The 16,984-nt window shown below is 36.7% G+C and carries 12 protein-coding genes, 1 tRNA gene and 1 other RNA gene; 10 read left to right on the top strand and 4 right to left on the bottom strand.

Annotation, left to right across the window (positions count from 1 at the left end; genetic code table 11):
- The first annotated feature begins 10 nt into the window (after window positions 1-10).
- Entirely contained in the window at window positions 11-652 is a 642-nt protein-coding gene (locus MHH69_RS18770; RefSeq protein WP_122973581.1) for an RraA family protein, read from the top strand.
- Window positions 653-669: 17 nt separating this feature from the next.
- On the opposite strand, the gene gltP is transcribed toward MHH69_RS18770, so the two are convergent.
- From gltP to MHH69_RS18790, 4 genes are all read right to left on the bottom strand, one after another.
- The gene (gene gltP, locus MHH69_RS18775) at window positions 670-1,941 is read right to left on the bottom strand and encodes a glutamate/aspartate:proton symporter GltP (RefSeq protein WP_122973580.1); all 1,272 of its coding nucleotides are present in this window, start codon (window positions 1,939-1,941) and stop codon (window positions 670-672) included.
- Window positions 1,942-2,020: 79 nt separating this feature from the next.
- Window positions 2,021-2,896 (bottom strand): response regulator, encoded by an 876-nt coding sequence (locus MHH69_RS18780; RefSeq protein WP_122973579.1) that lies wholly within the window; start codon window positions 2,894-2,896, stop codon window positions 2,021-2,023.
- Window positions 2,897-2,910: 14 nt separating this feature from the next.
- Entirely contained in the window at window positions 2,911-4,158 is a 1,248-nt protein-coding gene (locus MHH69_RS18785) for an ATP-binding protein (protein ID WP_241559393.1), read from the bottom strand.
- 151 nt (window positions 4,159-4,309) lie between these two features.
- Window positions 4,310-4,401 (bottom strand) — tRNA-Ser (locus MHH69_RS18790).
- Window positions 4,402-4,562: 161 nt separating this feature from the next.
- Between MHH69_RS18790 and ffs the strand changes: the two genes are divergently transcribed.
- From ffs to MHH69_RS18835, 9 genes are all read left to right on the top strand, one after another.
- Window positions 4,563-4,828, top strand: an RNA gene (ffs, locus tag MHH69_RS18795) — signal recognition particle sRNA large type.
- Window positions 4,829-5,077: 249 nt separating this feature from the next.
- Window positions 5,078-7,468 carry a hypothetical protein gene (locus MHH69_RS18800; protein WP_341362915.1) on the top strand — a complete coding sequence of 797 codons (2,391 nt, stop codon included), beginning with the start codon at window positions 5,078-5,080 and terminating at the stop codon, window positions 7,466-7,468.
- Window positions 7,469-7,470: 2 nt separating this feature from the next.
- Entirely contained in the window at window positions 7,471-8,406 is a 936-nt protein-coding gene (locus MHH69_RS18805; RefSeq protein ID WP_122973278.1) for an ABC transporter ATP-binding protein, read from the top strand.
- Window positions 8,403-9,254, top strand: a complete 852-nt coding sequence (locus tag MHH69_RS18810) for an ABC transporter permease (protein WP_341362916.1) — start codon at window positions 8,403-8,405, stop codon at window positions 9,252-9,254. Before MHH69_RS18805 ends, MHH69_RS18810 begins: the two co-directional genes overlap by 4 nt.
- Window positions 9,255-9,265: 11 nt before the next feature.
- A complete protein-coding gene (locus tag MHH69_RS18815; protein ID WP_341362917.1) occupies window positions 9,266-10,690 on the top strand; it encodes a hypothetical protein in 1,425 nt (474 codons plus the stop codon).
- A gap of 16 nt (window positions 10,691-10,706) precedes the next feature.
- Window positions 10,707-11,702 (top strand): AAA family ATPase, encoded by a 996-nt coding sequence (locus MHH69_RS18820; protein ID WP_341362918.1) that lies wholly within the window; start codon window positions 10,707-10,709, stop codon window positions 11,700-11,702.
- On the top strand, window positions 11,699-12,577 hold the full coding sequence (locus MHH69_RS18825; protein WP_122973272.1) for a DUF58 domain-containing protein: 879 nt from the start codon (window positions 11,699-11,701) through the stop codon (window positions 12,575-12,577). The genes MHH69_RS18820 and MHH69_RS18825 overlap by 4 nt, the downstream gene beginning before the upstream one ends.
- Window positions 12,578-12,588: 11 nt before the next feature.
- Complete coding sequence (locus MHH69_RS18830) at window positions 12,589-14,340, top strand: vWA domain-containing protein (RefSeq protein WP_341362919.1); 1,752 nt, start codon at window positions 12,589-12,591, stop codon at window positions 14,338-14,340.
- Window positions 14,324-16,918 (top strand): VWA domain-containing protein, encoded by a 2,595-nt coding sequence (locus tag MHH69_RS18835; RefSeq protein WP_341362920.1) that lies wholly within the window; start codon window positions 14,324-14,326, stop codon window positions 16,916-16,918. The genes MHH69_RS18830 and MHH69_RS18835 overlap by 17 nt, the downstream gene beginning before the upstream one ends.
- Window positions 16,919-16,984: the final 66 nt, after the last annotated feature.

Genomic DNA, 16,984 nt, shown 5'->3' on the forward strand with positions numbered 1-16,984 from the left:
GGGCAAAAAAATGGAAACGACTACAATACAGGAACGTTTTTACGCTTTACCAACGACAGCAATCTCGGATGCTACAGGTGGACATACAAATTTGGATAGTAAGATTAAGCCGTTAGCAGATCATTTTAAAATTGCAGGACGAGCTATAACAGTACGTTTACCAGATGGAGAAAATGGTGCGGTTTTAGAAGCGATTAGTATGGCACAAAAGGGTGATATTTTAGTTATTGATGCTAAAGGAAATACAAATCGAGCTGTAGCGGGTGATTTCGTCGTCTCCCTTGCAAAGGGAATAGGTGTACAAGGTTTTGTTGTAGATGGTGTAATTCGAGATATGGCCGCAATTCATGATTTAGATTTCCCGGTTTTTGCATTAGGCACAACAGTTGCAGCAGGATTTAAAAATGGAGGGGGAGTTGTTAATTGTCCAATTTCAGTTGGAAATGTAACGGTTCACCCTGGGGATTTTATTATTGGGGATATCGATGGTGTTGTCGTCGTTCCACAACAGGATATTGAAAAGATTGTTGAAACCGCTGAGAAAAAGATTGCAAAGGATGAAGCTCGTGAAAAGGAAGCGTTAGGAAATGGGGAAGAATCTATTCGAGCTTACTTAGCAAAGGCCGTATCGAATATAAAAAAGCCGCAATAATTTGCGGCTTTAAATGTTTATTTAGCTAATTCAGCATTGTATGCTTCCATTTTATCTTCGTCAAAACGTTTTTCCCATTTTGACATAACGATAGCTGCTAAAGAGTTTCCGACAACGTTTACTGCTGTACGGGCCATATCGAGAATACGGTCAATTCCAGCGATAAATGCTAGTCCTTCAAGTGGGATACCTACGGATCCAAGTGTTGCTAAAAGAACAACGAATGATACGCCTGGAACACCAGCAATCCCTTTTGAAGTAACCATTAATACAAGCATTAATGTAATTTGTTCTGTAATGCTTAAATCGATACCATACATTTGTGCAATAAATAGTGCAGCAATTGCTTGATACAATGTTGAACCATCTAAGTTAAAGGAATAACCAGTTGGAATAACAAAAGAAGTAATATCTTTTGGACAACCGTATTTCTCCATTTTATTCATAATACGTGGTAAAACGGTTTCAGAACTAGATGTAGAATAAGCAAGAATCAGTTCTTCTTTTAATACTTTTAATAAGTTAAAAATGTTAACACCAGCAATTTTCGCTGTAATTCCTAATACAACAAGTACAAAGAATATCATTGCACCATAAACAAGAAGTGCTAATTTTCCAAGTGGGATTAAAGATGATAAACCGAATTTTGATACTGTAACCCCGATTAAACCAAATACACCAATTGGTGCAAATTTCATTACAAGGTTTGTAACCCAGAACATCGCATCTGCAACGCCCTGCGCCACATCAAGTATAGGTTTCCCTTTTTCTCCAATTGCTGCTACCCCTAAACCAAATAATACAGAGAAGAAGATAACAGGTAACATATCGGCCTCAGCCATTGACTGAATGAAATTGGTTGGGACAATACTAACAATAGTATCTAATAAGCCGCCACCTTCATGCTCAACCGATTCTGTCGTTTCAACATAAGATGAAATGTCGGTTTGAGTTAATTCATTCATGTTAATGCCTTCACCTGGTTGGAAAATGTTAGCTGCACCTAAACCAACAACGATGGCAATTGTTGTGATAATCTCAAAGTAGATTAAAGTTTTACCACCTAGGCGGCCAAGTTGTTTCATATCCCCAGTACCAGCTACACCGATAATAAGTGTAGAGACGATGATTGGGACAACAATCATTTTAATTAAATTTAAAAAGATCGTACCAAGTGGTTGTAAATATTTCTCTACATTAGGGTTACCATAGAATATAGCACCTACAATGATCCCTAATACTAGACCGATTATTATTTGAGAAGCTAAACTAAGTTTAAATTTTTTCAATTTTCTCCCCCCCAATCAAATGTAGGACAAGTCCATAATAATAGTATATGGATGACTTACAAAATCCGACAAAATCCGATTAATCCACTTTGCTAATTATTTCAGCAAATAACACTTGAATAAATTTTTTGATATTTACTTTCGCTTTTCGTTGATTATTTTCTTCGATTTGACGCATTAGTGATCGAATTTCGGTAAAGTCAAAATAACGAGGGGCATAATATTCAAATTCTGAATTTGTATAATCAACAATTCCCAAATTAGCAAGATTAATCATTGCAGCTAAAATTGTTCGACGAATGCGTTGTTCAATCGCTTTACTTTCTTTTACGATATCATCCGCTGTAGATTTCGTTAAACTTGCCACTTTCTCATATAATTCTTTTAGTGGTGGGAGTGGAGAAATTTTATATTTATCCATAAGTAAAAGTTCAATAATATTTGTTATATCCTCACTGCCTACCTCACCGACAATACCCATATCATTTAAAATGGATTGAACATGGTCCCTAGACGTTTTCTTAACATGTTTTTTATCCTCAGCAAAATGGGATAATGACTGTCTAATGGCTAAAATAGAATTTTTTAAGCGATATTGTTCTTCTGTTTTCCGAAGAACCGTTTCAACTTCGATTTTATTAATGGGTTTATGAATAAAAAATTCTATCCCCTTTTCGTAACTTTGGGCAACCATTTCTTTATTTACAACTTGAGAAATCATTATAAAATGACCTTCATAAAGATTTTCACGTAATTTTTCAATTGTCGTGATACCATCTAGTTTGGGCATTAGTAAATCGATTAATACGAAATCGGGTTGGATAGCTAATATTTGAGGGATAGCATCTTGACCGTTGGAAGCTTCACCGATGACACTTCCTAGCTCGCTTTCATTAATAATAGTTGATAACATTTTTCGACTTGCACGGTCGTCGTCAACAATGAAATAACGCATGTCTTTCTCCTTTTCTATAACATATTTGTCGGGATTGTAATGATAAATTTTGTTGTTTTATTACTTTCAACATGTATATTACCGTGTAATTTTGCTACGATTGCTTGTACATGGGATAAGCCAATTCCCGTGGAAGGCTCGCCTTTTTCATTAAATTTCGAAGTAAAACCTGGGTCAAAGATAACTGGAAGGGAATGTTCTGGAATACCAATCCCATTATCTTCAATTATAATATTTGTTTCATCGGCTTTCATACCAACCGAAATGGTAATCGCCCCCTCGTTTTCAATTGCTTCTACTGCATTGGCGACTAGATTGTTTAATACGGCAAGTAATTGAATATGGGCATGTGTATGAAAATCTTCATTTAGTAATACGTTAAATTGAATATTTTTCTTTAGAAGCACACTATATTTTTGATTAGCTTCTGAAACAAGGGAAAGTAAATCCGACATTAAATAATGATCGGATTGTTTATTTTCTACAATGTTCGACAATCCAGCAAAAATACGTTGCTGATCTTTCTTCACTTCATGAATTTCTTGAGCAATAATTAATGCTTTTATGCTTAATTCGGAATGAACCGTTGCTAATTGTTTATATAAATCAAAGCTAGAAGCGGTAATTTGTTCAATTTGGTTCATTGATTTTTGTAAATATAACGTTTCCACATATAAATTGGAGCCAATGTTTAATAATTGCTGAACTTGCTTTTTATTTTCAGCAATGATTATTGAGCTATATAATCCAACAACAAAAAAACTACGTAAAAGGGCAATCGTAATAAGTAAAAAAATTTCCTCTGCATTAATAGGTATTTTCGTTACAAATAGAGTAGTAAAAAGGTGCTCAATACTATTACTAATGATTTCAAATAAAGAAGCCATCAACCCTAAAGTTAAAGGTTTTGTTTTATATTTTTCTATATTAAAAATAGACAAACATACAGCAAATGAAAAATAAAAAAGGGCTGCTGGGAAATGTTCGATTAATGCATTTATAAAAGGTTGTTCATAAAATAGGCTATCTAACAATGAACGGAATAGTACGACGGTTAAACCGGTTATAATCCCCGTTGTAATAACGGGTACAGTACGTATTAATACGGCAATAAAAAAAATAATACTGCCTAATCCAAAACGGAAAGGTGCTTCTTCATAGGGCATTATTTTAATTTCACTACCAATTGCGGTAAGTAAAGCAGTAGCAAGGATTGCAATCGTACAACGATTAACTTTTGAAAGGGCTTTCATATATTCCATGGAAAGACTTCACCTTCTATTAATGAGTGTTTTTTCATTATAAATTAAAAAAGTACTATAACTGCTATCAGTTTTAGTACTCGAATGGAATTTCTACAAAAAAATCCGTTACGTTACGTAACGGATGTTATCATCATATAGTAAATAAAAATGGCGGAGGCAGTAGGATTCGAACCCACGCGCGGTTTAACCCGCTGTCGGTTTTCAAGACCGATCCCTTCAGCCAGACTTGGGTATGCCTCCGTTTCGACAAAGAAAAATATATCATATAACTATATTATGGTCAACAAATAAGTAGAAAATAAGTAGAAGGGAAAGTTTTTTAAAAAAAGATTTCAACTTTTCCATTATTACCAGAACTAAACATTGCATTTTCCCTCAATAATAAAGTATACTAGTTTATGCCGTGCTAGGTGGGGAGGTAGCGGTGCCCTGTAACTCGCAATCCGCTCTAGCGAGACTGAAGTCCTTTCTGAGGCTGTCCGTATGTTTGGTCTGCCTCTTGCACGTAGTGTTGAAGGTTGGGTCCTGCGCAATGGGTACCCATGAACCATGTCAGGTCCGGAAGGAAGCAGCATTAAGTGGTTTCACCCATGTGCCGCGGGGTAGCCTAACCTGAGCTGGCGACAAGAGTAACGCTTATGTACGGCTGTCGAAGAAAGGTGCACGGCTTTAATGTGCATAATAAAAGCCTAAAAAGGCATGAATAAAAGACGAAATGAACGTTTATGTTCATTTCGTCTTTTTTATTTTATTACATCTTAAATCAAGAGTACCTCTCCTAAATTGTCACCCTTTTTATTAATTTATACGAACAATGCGAACAATTTTTTAAGAATTCATTATTAATTTGGTAAAAATGGAACTTAAATGTAAAATAGACGTACCAATTAAAAAAGGGGATTAAGGGGTTGAGATTTTGTTAAAGAAAAATATTTTAGCTATTTTATTTTTTGCATTCATTTTTAATTTTCTACATATAGATACTGCTAGTGCAGCGCCTAAATTGGATGTAAAAGCAGAAGCAGGAATATCTAATAAAGTTAAATATTATACACCGGTTCCATTAAAACTTACGATCACAAATAATGGTACGGCATTTTCAGGTGATTTAGTCATCGATGCAGCTGAATCTTATTCAATGGGTTCCGGCTTAGTATACCCATTAGATATAGCTGAGGGTGAAACAAAGGAAATTCAAATTTACTTAAATGGACTTGCAGAAGACTATATGTATAGTAGTCCTCAAAAAACTTTATTTTATTTTTATGAAGGTGGAATTGAAGATGGTGAAATGGTTAAATACACGGGTAGTAAGACCGTCAAACCTCAATTTCATGAACAAGAAGCAACTTTTATCTATACGCTGACTGAAAATAGTGACCGGCTTTCTTCTCTCTTACGTTTAAGACAGTATTCTACTTTCAATGTGGAAGTATTTAATTTAAATCAATTAAAAAATTATGAATTTCCAACTGATGAAAAAGGGCTAGCGATGGCTAATGTGTTAGCTGTCGATGAAATTAGCCTAACAGACTTTTCTGAGGAACAACAAAACGCAATATATAGTTGGGTTGAGAAGGGGGGAGTTCTTTTAATCGGTGCCTCTGACCAAGTAGAGGCTTCTGTAGGAATTTTTAAAGATTATCTTCCATTATCACTTTCAAATGAGAAAGTCACTGTATCTCAGGAGAGATTAAAGACACTATCCCAAAATGGTGTGTTTACGCAAGATATTGATGTATATAAGGCGACTGAAAAGGAAGGAAGTCATCGTCTACTAGCAGATGGAAACACAATTTTAGCTTCTAAAAAAACTCTAGGCAGCGGGCAAATTATTCAAACGACATTCTCCCTAGGAGATCAACCACTTGCTTCAATGGATGGTTATTCAAAATTACTATCTGAAATTTTAAAACTACAAACTACAGTACAAAATAATAGCTTTGCAATGAATTTTGGTAATTTCAACGACTATCTTCCCCATGAAGTGGGAAGTGTAAATGAACTGTTTCCTTCCTTTGAAATATCGACGACTATGCTAGTCATTGTCATTATTATTTACATTTTATTTATTGGACCAATGCTTTACTTTATTTTAAAAAGAATGGATAAGCGGGAACATGCTTGGTGGCTTATTCCACTATTATCCATTGGTTTATCCCTTTGTCTTTTCATTTTAGGGGCAAAGGATCGTTTAATGCAGTCTCAAATACAACAAGCTGCTTTTTATAAAGTAGAAGGAGATAGTTTAACTGGTAAGTATATGGAGACCATTTTAACAAATCGCAGTGGAGATTTTACGTTTAATCTAGATGAAAATACTACTGCTACTGCATCGCAAGGTATGGATTATTATTATTCAAGTCCAGCTGACAATGTTTTACATGAAAAATCCTATGTTAAAGAACGTGCAAATGGTTCTATTATTCAATTGAGAAATTTAAATTACTGGTCTGTTCAATCGATTGTTGGGGAAACAACCATTCAAAATGCAGGGAATATGGATATTCAGTTGACAGTAAAAGACGGGTTAATCGAAGGGACTGTAACGAATCATTTCCCGTTTAAATTGAATGATGTGACTATTTGGTCGGGTACAAAAGAAATAGAATTAGGAGATATTGAATCGGAAGGTACATTGAAAGTATTGGAACAAGTAAAAAATTCCGTTTTACTTTCACCGGCCATTACAAACTACGGATATAATGCTCCACAATCGAAAGATGACTTATTACCAATGCGTTTAGAAAAAGTAAAGTATGGAGCAGGTGGCTTAATTCAGGATGACCATGCTCCTACAATCATAGCGTGGACAGATGAATCGTTAGTGGGCATTGAATTAGATGGGAATGCTGAAGTCTCACCAGTAGCGTATATTGCTCAAACATTTGAGCCGAAGATGGAACTTTCAGGTGGATTTACTTTAAATAAAGATACGTTAGAAGAATATGTAGAGCCAACAAATGCTGCAAGTTATATGGAATTAACAAGTGAATCATCGAATGAATGGTATCTAGACAAAGGCGATTATAACTATACAGTTCAAATTCCATCAGAGTTAATCGAAAATTCTTCCTGGACAGAACTATCTGTTTCGAATAAAGCATCTAATCGACTTGAGATAGCTATATGGAATATAAAAACTTCACAATTTGAAGATATTCAAGAAGCGAGTATAACCTTTAAAGACAATTTAGATCAATACGTATCAACAGATGGACAAATTAAAATGCTAGTCCGATTAAATGATTATTTAGGAACACCAGTTAGAATGCCAGATGTAGAAATTAAGGGGGTGGCACAATAATGATGGTTGATATTAAAGGATTAACTAAAAAATACGGCTCATTTGTTGCATTAAATAACTTAAACTTGTCATTAGATGAAGGAGTTGTATTTGGGTTCGTAGGTGCCAATGGTGCTGGTAAATCTACTACTTTTTCTATACTAGCTACTCTTTTATCACCTACATCTGGTGACGCGTTTATAAACGGTAAAAGTGTTGTTCGTGAGCCGAAAGAAGTAAGAAAGCTAATTGGTTATATGCCTGATTTCTTTGGAGTTTATGATCAACTAAAAGCCGATGAATATTTAGATTTTTATGGGGCAAGTTATGGTCTTTCTGCTGCGGAAAGGCAAGTTCTTATCCCGCAGTTATTAGAGCTTGTTAACCTTTCACATAAACGATATGAATATGTCGATTTACTATCTCGTGGTATGAAGCAACGTCTTTGCTTAGCTCGTTCTCTTATTCACGATCCAAAGGTGCTTATTTTAGATGAACCTGCATCAGGATTAGATCCGCGTGCCCGAATCGAAATGCGAGATATTTTAAAGCATTTAAAATCTATGGGAAAAACAATTTTAATCTCCTCGCATATTTTACCGGAGTTAGCGGAAATGTGTGATGAAATAGGTGTAATTGATAACGGAAAGCTTATTGCCCATGGTAATGTGGCGGCGATTCAGGAGCAGTTGCAAGGAGATAAACGGATCATTGTGAAAGTATTAGAGCAAATGGAAAGGGCACGGGACTTCTTTGAAGAGGATCCTTTTATCTCCTCTATTGAAGTAGCTGACAGTAGAAATGAAATATCCTTTAATTATCGAGGGAAAACGGAAGATCAAGTGAAGCTCTTACGAAAGGCGTTACTTGCTGATATTCCGATTTATACGTTAACCGAAGAGGAAAAGAACTTAGAAGATGTCTTTATGGCTATTACGAAGGGAGCGGATGAAGCATGATGGATCGTTTTTCGAATCCAGTATTATTAAAGGAATTAAAATTGCGATTCCGCGCCTTTAAAAGTTTTTCTGGCTTAATGTTTTACTTAGCTGTTTTATGTATTTTCGTGGCAGGATTTTTATTAATCCGCACACAATTTACAGGTACTAATTTTTTTAGACCAGATGATAGCTTCACGATGTTCGCTGTTTTAAGTGTGCTTCAGATGGGATTAGTAATGTTTATAACTCCAGGATTAACAGCGGGTGCAATTAGTACAGAACGAGAGAAACAAACATTAAATATACTACTGACTACAACCCAAAGTTCTACTCAAATTATCATTGGTAAACTTTTATCGTCAGTTGCCTTTTTAGTACTAATGTTATTGGCAGGGTTGCCGTTATATAGTCTTGTATTTTTATTTGGAGGGGTATCGCCTTCCCAATTTGTAACGATTTTCCTTTTATACTTAATAACACTCGTTGCTATTGGTAGTATAGGAATAATGTTTTCAACAATAACAAAGAAAACAATTGTATCAATGATTGCGACATATGGTGCAATGATTTTTCTAGGAGGAATTACCGCCTTCTTCTTCTTTATGGGTGTTTCGATGGAACAAATGTCAATGGGTATGAGTACAGTAACACCGTTTGCACCTATTACTTATTTTTGGGCGAGCATTAACCCTGGTGCATTAATGGTGACAATTCTTTATCCGGAAATGGCAAATAGTTTGGAATCGGTAGTTGGTATATCGTTGCCAATTTGGGTAGTTTACTTAATTTTTTATATATTACTTACAGTATTTTGTTTATTTGTGGCCATCCGTAAATTACGGGCAAACATGAAAACAAATCGATAGGAGGAAGGACGATGAATCGTCGAAACCTGTTAGGGCATTTTATTCGTCGGGCTAAAAGAAGTCTTAATATGGAGCGTTTATTAGTTCAATTACAATATGGAATATTCCTTTGCCTTGCCTTAAGTGCGACGATTCTCGTTGTATCCCGCCTGTTTGTCTTTCCTTATTATAGGGAAGTTGCGATTTACGTTGGAATCGGTATTCTTTTTGCTGTAGGAATTTATATATGGTGGAAAAGGATAAGGGAAAAGGAGGCGTTACATCGTTTAGATGCCTTTTATCCTCATAATGAGCTTGTAACGGCCCTTTCATTTATAGATAAAAAGAATCCATTAGTGCAAACCCTTATCCAAAAGGCCGAAAATGAGTCACCGAAGGCATTTGATCGGTTTAAAAAAAGGCAGAAAGTTATTTGGAAGCCTAAAGTATTAATTGGAATTATGCTTTTGATGATAGGAATTGGCATATTGTCTTTCTTCCCTTCAGCGACGCAACAAGAAGCTATTGAAGTTGAAAAAGAACAAGAAGTCATTAAAGAGATAGAAAAAGAAGTAGCAAAGTTGGAGAAAAAAGCAATGAATGATGAGGTGAAAAAGCAACTACAGGAGCTATCAAATAAATTAAAGGATATCGAAAGTTCTGAAGAAGCTCTTCGTGAAGTAGTGAAAAAACAAAAGGAATTAAAATTGCAGGAACAAAAGCTTAAGGAAAAAGAGGCATTAGCCAAACAAGAAAATGCAGAAAATTCTGGCGGCTTATCGGCGGAAGAACAGAAGCAGCTAGAGGAATTAGCAGCTTTGCAAGAAGGTCTTACAGATACAGCGAAAAGTTCTCAAACTACTTTAAGTAAATTAGGTAAACCTATTAGTTTCGATTTACAAAATGCAATTGCTAGTGAATTAGGTTCCGAATCAGCTGAAAATGAAGGAGAACAAGGAGATTCTTCTGGAGAACAAAGCGATTCCAACGGTGATAGCCAAAATGATGGCCAACAAGGTGATAGTCAGGAAGGGAACAACGGTAACCAAAATCAAAACAGTAATGGGCAGAATGGTCAAGGTCAGGGACAGGGTCAAGGCCAAGGACAGGGTCAAGGTAATGGTTCCCAAGGAAGTGGTTCTGGGAGTGGAAATGGTCAAGGGTCTAGTGGAGGCAGTGGAGCTGGATTAGGCCAAGGGAGTCGTGATTCCTTATCAATTCCCGAACGTATTGGTGGAAGCAGTGACACGACTGTTGATGGTGGGCCATTAAATGAAGGAAAAGCTGTAGGAGAGCAAAAAGGGCAAGTGCCGGTAACGAAAGGAACTATTCGACCTTATGAAGAAGTAATAGGCGATTATAAAGATAGCTACATCGAAAGTTCAGAAAGAATGCAATTACCAAAGGATTTACAAGATATTGTACAATCTTATTTCTCATCGATAGAGTCGGAATAAGTGGGAGGACGATATGATGGCGTTTAATGAAGAACAATATAACGAAATGAGCAATCAACTGCATCAAGTAAAAAATGAAATTAGAAAATTTATCGTAGGACAAGAAGAAGTAATAGAATTTACCCTTTACTCCATTTTAGCAGATGGGCACGCTTTATTAGAAGGATTGCCTGGATTGGGGAAGACGATGTTAATACGGACAATTTCGGAAGTGCTCGATTTATCGTTTTCTCGTATTCAATTTACACCGGATTTAATGCCGACAGATATTACTGGAACGAATATTATTGAACGAACTGAAAATGGAAAGCAGCAGTTCGCCTTCCAGCCTGGACCTATATTTAGTCAAATGGTGTTAGCAGATGAGATTAACCGCGCAACACCGAAAACACAAAGTGCACTGTTAGAGGCAATGGGTGAAAAGACTGTAACAATACTTGGGGATACAAAGAAAATGGCAAAGCCTTTTTTTGTTCTCGCTACACAAAATCCAATAGAAATGGAAGGGACATATCCTTTACCAGAAGCTCAGATGGATCGTTTTTTATGCAAAATTTTAGTACCATATCCTTCTAAACAAGAACTGATGGAAATTATGAAACGTACTACTGGGGCATTGGAAGTAGATTTAGAGAAAGTAATGAATAGTGATAGCATCATTTTAGCTCAACAAATGGTAAAAGAAGTATTGGTAGCTGAAGAAATGATGGAGTATGCGGTGAATTTAGTAGTGGCTACCCATCCAGAAGGAGAAGATTCTCATCCAGAAGTTAAGCAATTTGTTATGTACGGCAGTGGTCCCCGAGGTTTACAAAGTATTATTAAACTAGCGAAGGCCCGTGCGGTATTGCATGGTCGTTTCCACGTTTCCATTGCTGATATAAAATCGGTGGCAAAGCCTGCATTGCGTCATCGAATGATGATGAATTATGAGGGCGAGGCATCTGGTAAGACAGCAGATGATATGATTGAAACTATTCTTACAACGATTCAACAAGGAGTAGGGTTATGAGCACTTCGCCATTAATTCTTCCTGATGAATGGATTGCAAAAGTAAGTCGTTTATCGATCGCTACCTCATCGAAATTACGGGGACAGCATAAAGGTTCTCATCGTTCAGGACGGTTTGGATCCTCCCTTGATTTTTCTGATTTCCGCGAATATACGTTAGGAGACGACGTTAGACAAGTTGATTGGAATGTATATGCACGAACAGAAAAGTACTATATTAAACGATTTTTAGATGAACAAGAAATGAGAGTTCACATATTATTAGATGCAACCCGTTCAATGGGAGAAGAAAAAAAATGGGTTTTTGCGCGGCAAATTGCAGCTGCCATTGGGTTGATGGTATTAAATCGGGATGATCGGTTGACCTTTTCCTATGTAGGTGAAACAAATGCTATTCCTTTTAGAAGAAAAGGGGCAAGTTATCGAAAACAGTTTCTACAAGTCCTTTCAAATTTAGAGATGGCTAGTGGAGTCGGTAGTTTTGCCAAGGAAGGAATTAAAGTTTTACCAAAGGATAGTACAGTGCTTTTTATTATTACGGATGGTTTAGAGGCGATTGCAGAGTGGGAACAATTTTTTAAACGTTTACCCCGTTTTGCAGGAGATGTACGCTGTATTCAAATTGTAACGAAGGATGAATTAAATCCGACCTATACAGGGGATGTCCGTCTTATCGATTCGGAAACCTCTCAACAAGTAAATGTGTCCGTATCAAATCGTGTAATAGCCAATTATGAAAAAGCGAGGACTACCCATGAAAGTGAATTTGAAACTTTAGTTCATCGTTTTGGGATTCGGAAAACCCAGCTTATCGTAGAGGATGGTTTACAAACTGCTATTTTTCATAAATTATTTAAGTTAAATTGGGTGCAGTGAGGTGAAGGGGTATGGGATTTAGTAATTTAATCTATTTATGGACCGCTATCCTTCCATTAATTGTCCTCATTTATTATTTCTTCCGTAAAAAATATAAAGATCAACCAGTATCTTCTACTATCTTTTGGGACGAAGTGATGCAGGAAACAAAGGCTTCTCCATATTTGAAGCATTTACAAAGGAATGCGCTCCTGTACTTACAGTTATTAGCCCTCCTTTTATTTGTTTTAGCTTTAATGAACCCATTTATCAAACAAACGGAACTTGCTGGGGAGCAATCGATTTGGATTGTTGACACTTCTGCCACTATGCTCTTGGAAGACGGCGGGTTAACAACCTTTGAACGTCATAAAGAAGAAATGAATACTTTAGTTAATGAACTAAGCGGGAAACCAGTAACTATTATTACAACAGGCGAAGAACCTAAAGTTATTGTACGACAAGAAACGGAGCCCTCTGTCATACATAAAGCGATTAACAATCTAGAAGTGACTTACGAAAAAGAACAACTAACGAAGGCGATTGATATGGCTCAAGCATTTATTGGAGATACTTCTACTTCGATGTATTTATTTACCGATTCTGTAGAACGTGGCGAGTTACCTATTGAAAGTGAAAACATTAAGTGGATTGTCCATGGGGCAAGTAAAGACCTGAAAAATGTGGCGATTACCCGTTTTGCAGCTACTACAACGGAAGATAATGCTTTAGCCCTCGTTCAATTAAAAAATGAGACAGATGAAGAACAAGTAACGGAGTTAAATTTAATGGATGAAACAGGTAATGTTCTCATTTCGGAACAAGTAACTTTAAAGGGTAAAGAGGAATTAACAAAAACCTTTGATACACTGCCATTAGTTTCAGCTTTAACAGTCAATATAGAAGTGGATGATCATTATAAAGAGGATAATACGATGATGACTTTGTTGGGAAGTGGTATGTCCCAAATTGTAATTGATCAACAAATGCACCAGCTAGTGCAAAAGGGGTTCCAAGCATTAAATAAGGACGTTAAAATTGCCCCATCAGATCAGCTTGAAGCAATGAAAGACGTAATTATCGTAACAAATCAAGCAGAACTTTTAGGGAAAACCGATACCTCAATCGTATTAATAGGTCGTAACGATGAAGTAGCTGAGGAAATCAATAGTCTTGTAGATGTATCTGATGATGCATTATTTGCTTTTAGTTCATTAGAAGATGTTTACGTCCATTCAATCTATCCTGCGTTTGACCAGTTTGAAACTATTGCAACTATTGGCGAAAAGCCATTTATTCAACGTTCAGCTAGAGGAGATATTGTTATTTTAGCTGATATTCAGTCTACTGACTGGCCATTACACCCTTCATTTCCACTTTTTTTATGGGGACTACAAAATGAATTAGTAGGAGGAACTGAAAATTTAGGTACTTTTTCGCCAAATGAAAGCCGATCAGTACCGTTAGCAACAGGGGAATGGTCTATCTATTCTGGAGAGGATGAATATGTTTCATCCATTGAGAGTGGTAGTGAGTTTCGTGCGCCAGTAAAACCAGGTCTATACTCCATTCGCTCGAACGAAGAAGAAAAACAATTCATTGTACAGCTCTCACCAGAGGAACGTACTGTTCAAGAAGGGACGAGCTTTGAATTAGGTGTCATACAAAATAGTGGAGAAGAGGAAGAAACGAAGCAATCATTTATCCAATGGCTATTAATCCCTATTTTATTCATACTAGTTATTGAGTGGGAGGTGCAAAGAAGACGTGGATTTGCGAATTGATTACCCACTTGCTCTATTGTTACTTATCCCGCTACTAGGATATTTTGTTTGGACATGGTGGCATCATCGAAAACAATTAAGAAAAAATCAGCAAATTGTATTTGGTATTCGATTACTTGCTGTTTTAACGTTAGTGTTTGCCCTGTCCGCACCTTATTTACTTTTACCAGTTAAAGAAGAGCAAGTAGTCTTTTTAATTGACCGATCTGCTTCGGTAGAAGGGACAACAGATCAAGCTGTTGCTTTTATTGAAGAAAGCTTACAGTCTAAAAAAAATTCCCATCTTGTAGGAATTTATTCCTTTGCTTCGGATCTTCAAACAGAGTCAATTCTTACTGATTCGTTGGAGCATGTTCCTGAACTGAGTGAAATGACAAAGGAAAGTGAAACAAATATTGCGCAGGCAATACAGCTCACAACAGGTATCGTTGATCTAGAAAAGGCGACAAGAATTGTTTTATTAACCGATGGATTAGAGACAAAAGGGGATGTAACGGAACAGCTAACAAAGTTAACGAATTCCAATGTCTCCATTGATATTGTGGAGTTAAGTAAAGAGGTGAATGCAGACGTATCGATTCGAAGCTTTACGACACCACAAGTGGCTTATGCAGGAGAACAACAACAGCTAGAAACAGAAATTGAAGCAACTTCTCAGGCAACAGGTGAATTGTATTTATATGAAAATGATCAACTCATACACCAAGAAGCAATACAATTAGAAGAGGGAACAAATACATTTACTTACCGCCATGTTGGAAAAGCGGAAGGACTCGTTAAATATGAAGCTCTTGTTCAAGTGGAGGAAGATGCAATTTTAGAAAACAATCAATTAACGAGTGTTACGATGGTACAAAGCACACCTCGTTTATTAATTGTCAGTGACCGAGAGGGTGGATCCCCTATTGCTTCAGCATTAGGTACTAATTCTGTTCAATATACAGTAATGCCTTCAAGTGAATTACCGAATTCTTTATCAAGTTATTTACACTATAATGCGATTATTTTTGATAATATCCCAGGTCATTTAGTTGGGGAAGAAAAGATGGGCATTATTGAGCAAGCTGTTAAAAACTTCGGAGTCGGTTTTATGATGGTCGGCGGGGAAAATAGCTTTGGACTTGGAGGATATTTTAAAACTCCGATTGAAGCTTTGCTGCCGGTCGAGATGGAAGTGAAGGGGAAACAACAATTACCTTCCCTTGGACTCGTTATAGTTCTCGATCGTTCTGGCAGTATGATGGGGCCCAAGATTGAATTAGCCAAAGAAGCTGCTGCTCGTTCGGTTGAACTGTTACGTGAAGAAGATACTTTAGGTTTTATTGCCTTCGATGATCGCCCGTGGGAGATAATTGAGACAGCCCCGTTAAAGGATAAGGAAAAAGCGGTCAATACAATTTTATCAATCGCTCCGGGTGGAGGTACTGAAATTTATTCTTCGTTGGAAATGGCGTATGAAAATTTAGCAGACTTATCATTACAGCGAAAACATATTATTTTATTAACCGATGGACAGTCGTATACCCAAAATAGCTATGAAGATTTAATCGAAGAAGGAAAAGGGAATAATATAACGTTATCAACGGTCGCTATTGGAGCAGATGCTGATGGAGTTCTACTTGAATCGCTAAGTGAATTAGGAAGTGGACGTTACTATAGTGTAATTGATGAAACAACGATTCCTTCTATTTTATCCCGTGAAACAGCGATGGTTTCGAGAACTTATATCGAAGATAATCCGTTCTATCCGGTTATTTATAATGCCGAAGGGTGGAATGATCTTTTTAAAAATGGTGTTCCACAAATGAATGCTTATATAGGGACGACAGCCAAACAAACAGCGACGGTTATTGCTGAAAGTGAGAAGGAGGACCCTGTATTAGCAGAATGGCAATATGGGTTAGGAAAAACGATTGCCTTTACATCCGATTCTTCGGGAGCGTGGACTGGAGATTGGGCTCGTTGGGAGGAATGGCCCAACTTCTGGCAAACTGCTGTTTCAAGATTGTTCCCAACTTATAACGATATTGCTTATGATATTCGCCGTGACTCGGAAGGTTCCTTTGTAATTACTGACCCAACAAATCAAGCTGCCTTTTTAGATGTGGCAGTAGTGGACGAATCCGGAGAGGAACTCGATGTTCAATCTGATCCTATTTCGGCAAGTAAAGTCCGAACGGTAGTTGAAGCTGACCCAGGTCTAGTATTTTTCAGAATTACGAGTGGAGATGGATCGATATACCAGGCAGGATTAACGATTCCATATAGCGCAGAATATGAGTTGCATCCTCCAAATGAAACGTTATTAACTCAAATAAGTGAAAGAACTGGCGGTAAATTTTTAGAAGAACCTTCAGAAGCATTCCGAGAGTTTACACAAAAAAGTGCAGAAAAACAAAATATTACAACTTGGCTTGTATTATTGAGTATGCTGTTATTCTTTATCGATATTACAATTCGCCGTTTCGGATGGTCTTTTTTACAAACTGTACGCTCAAAAAATTTAGTATCCGAAAAACAAGTTGTTGAAGAAGAAACAAATGTTGCACAACTATTAAAAGAGATGAAGAAAAAGTAGTAAGGTTAGTAGGAGCTGTTAATTAATTAGCGGCTCCTATTTATTTTGAAAATCTAATTCTTATAA

Origin of the sequence: Ureibacillus sp. FSL E2-3493 (assembly GCF_038077515.1) — a bacterium.
GTDB lineage: Bacteria > Bacillota > Bacilli > Bacillales_A > Planococcaceae > Ureibacillus > Ureibacillus halotolerans.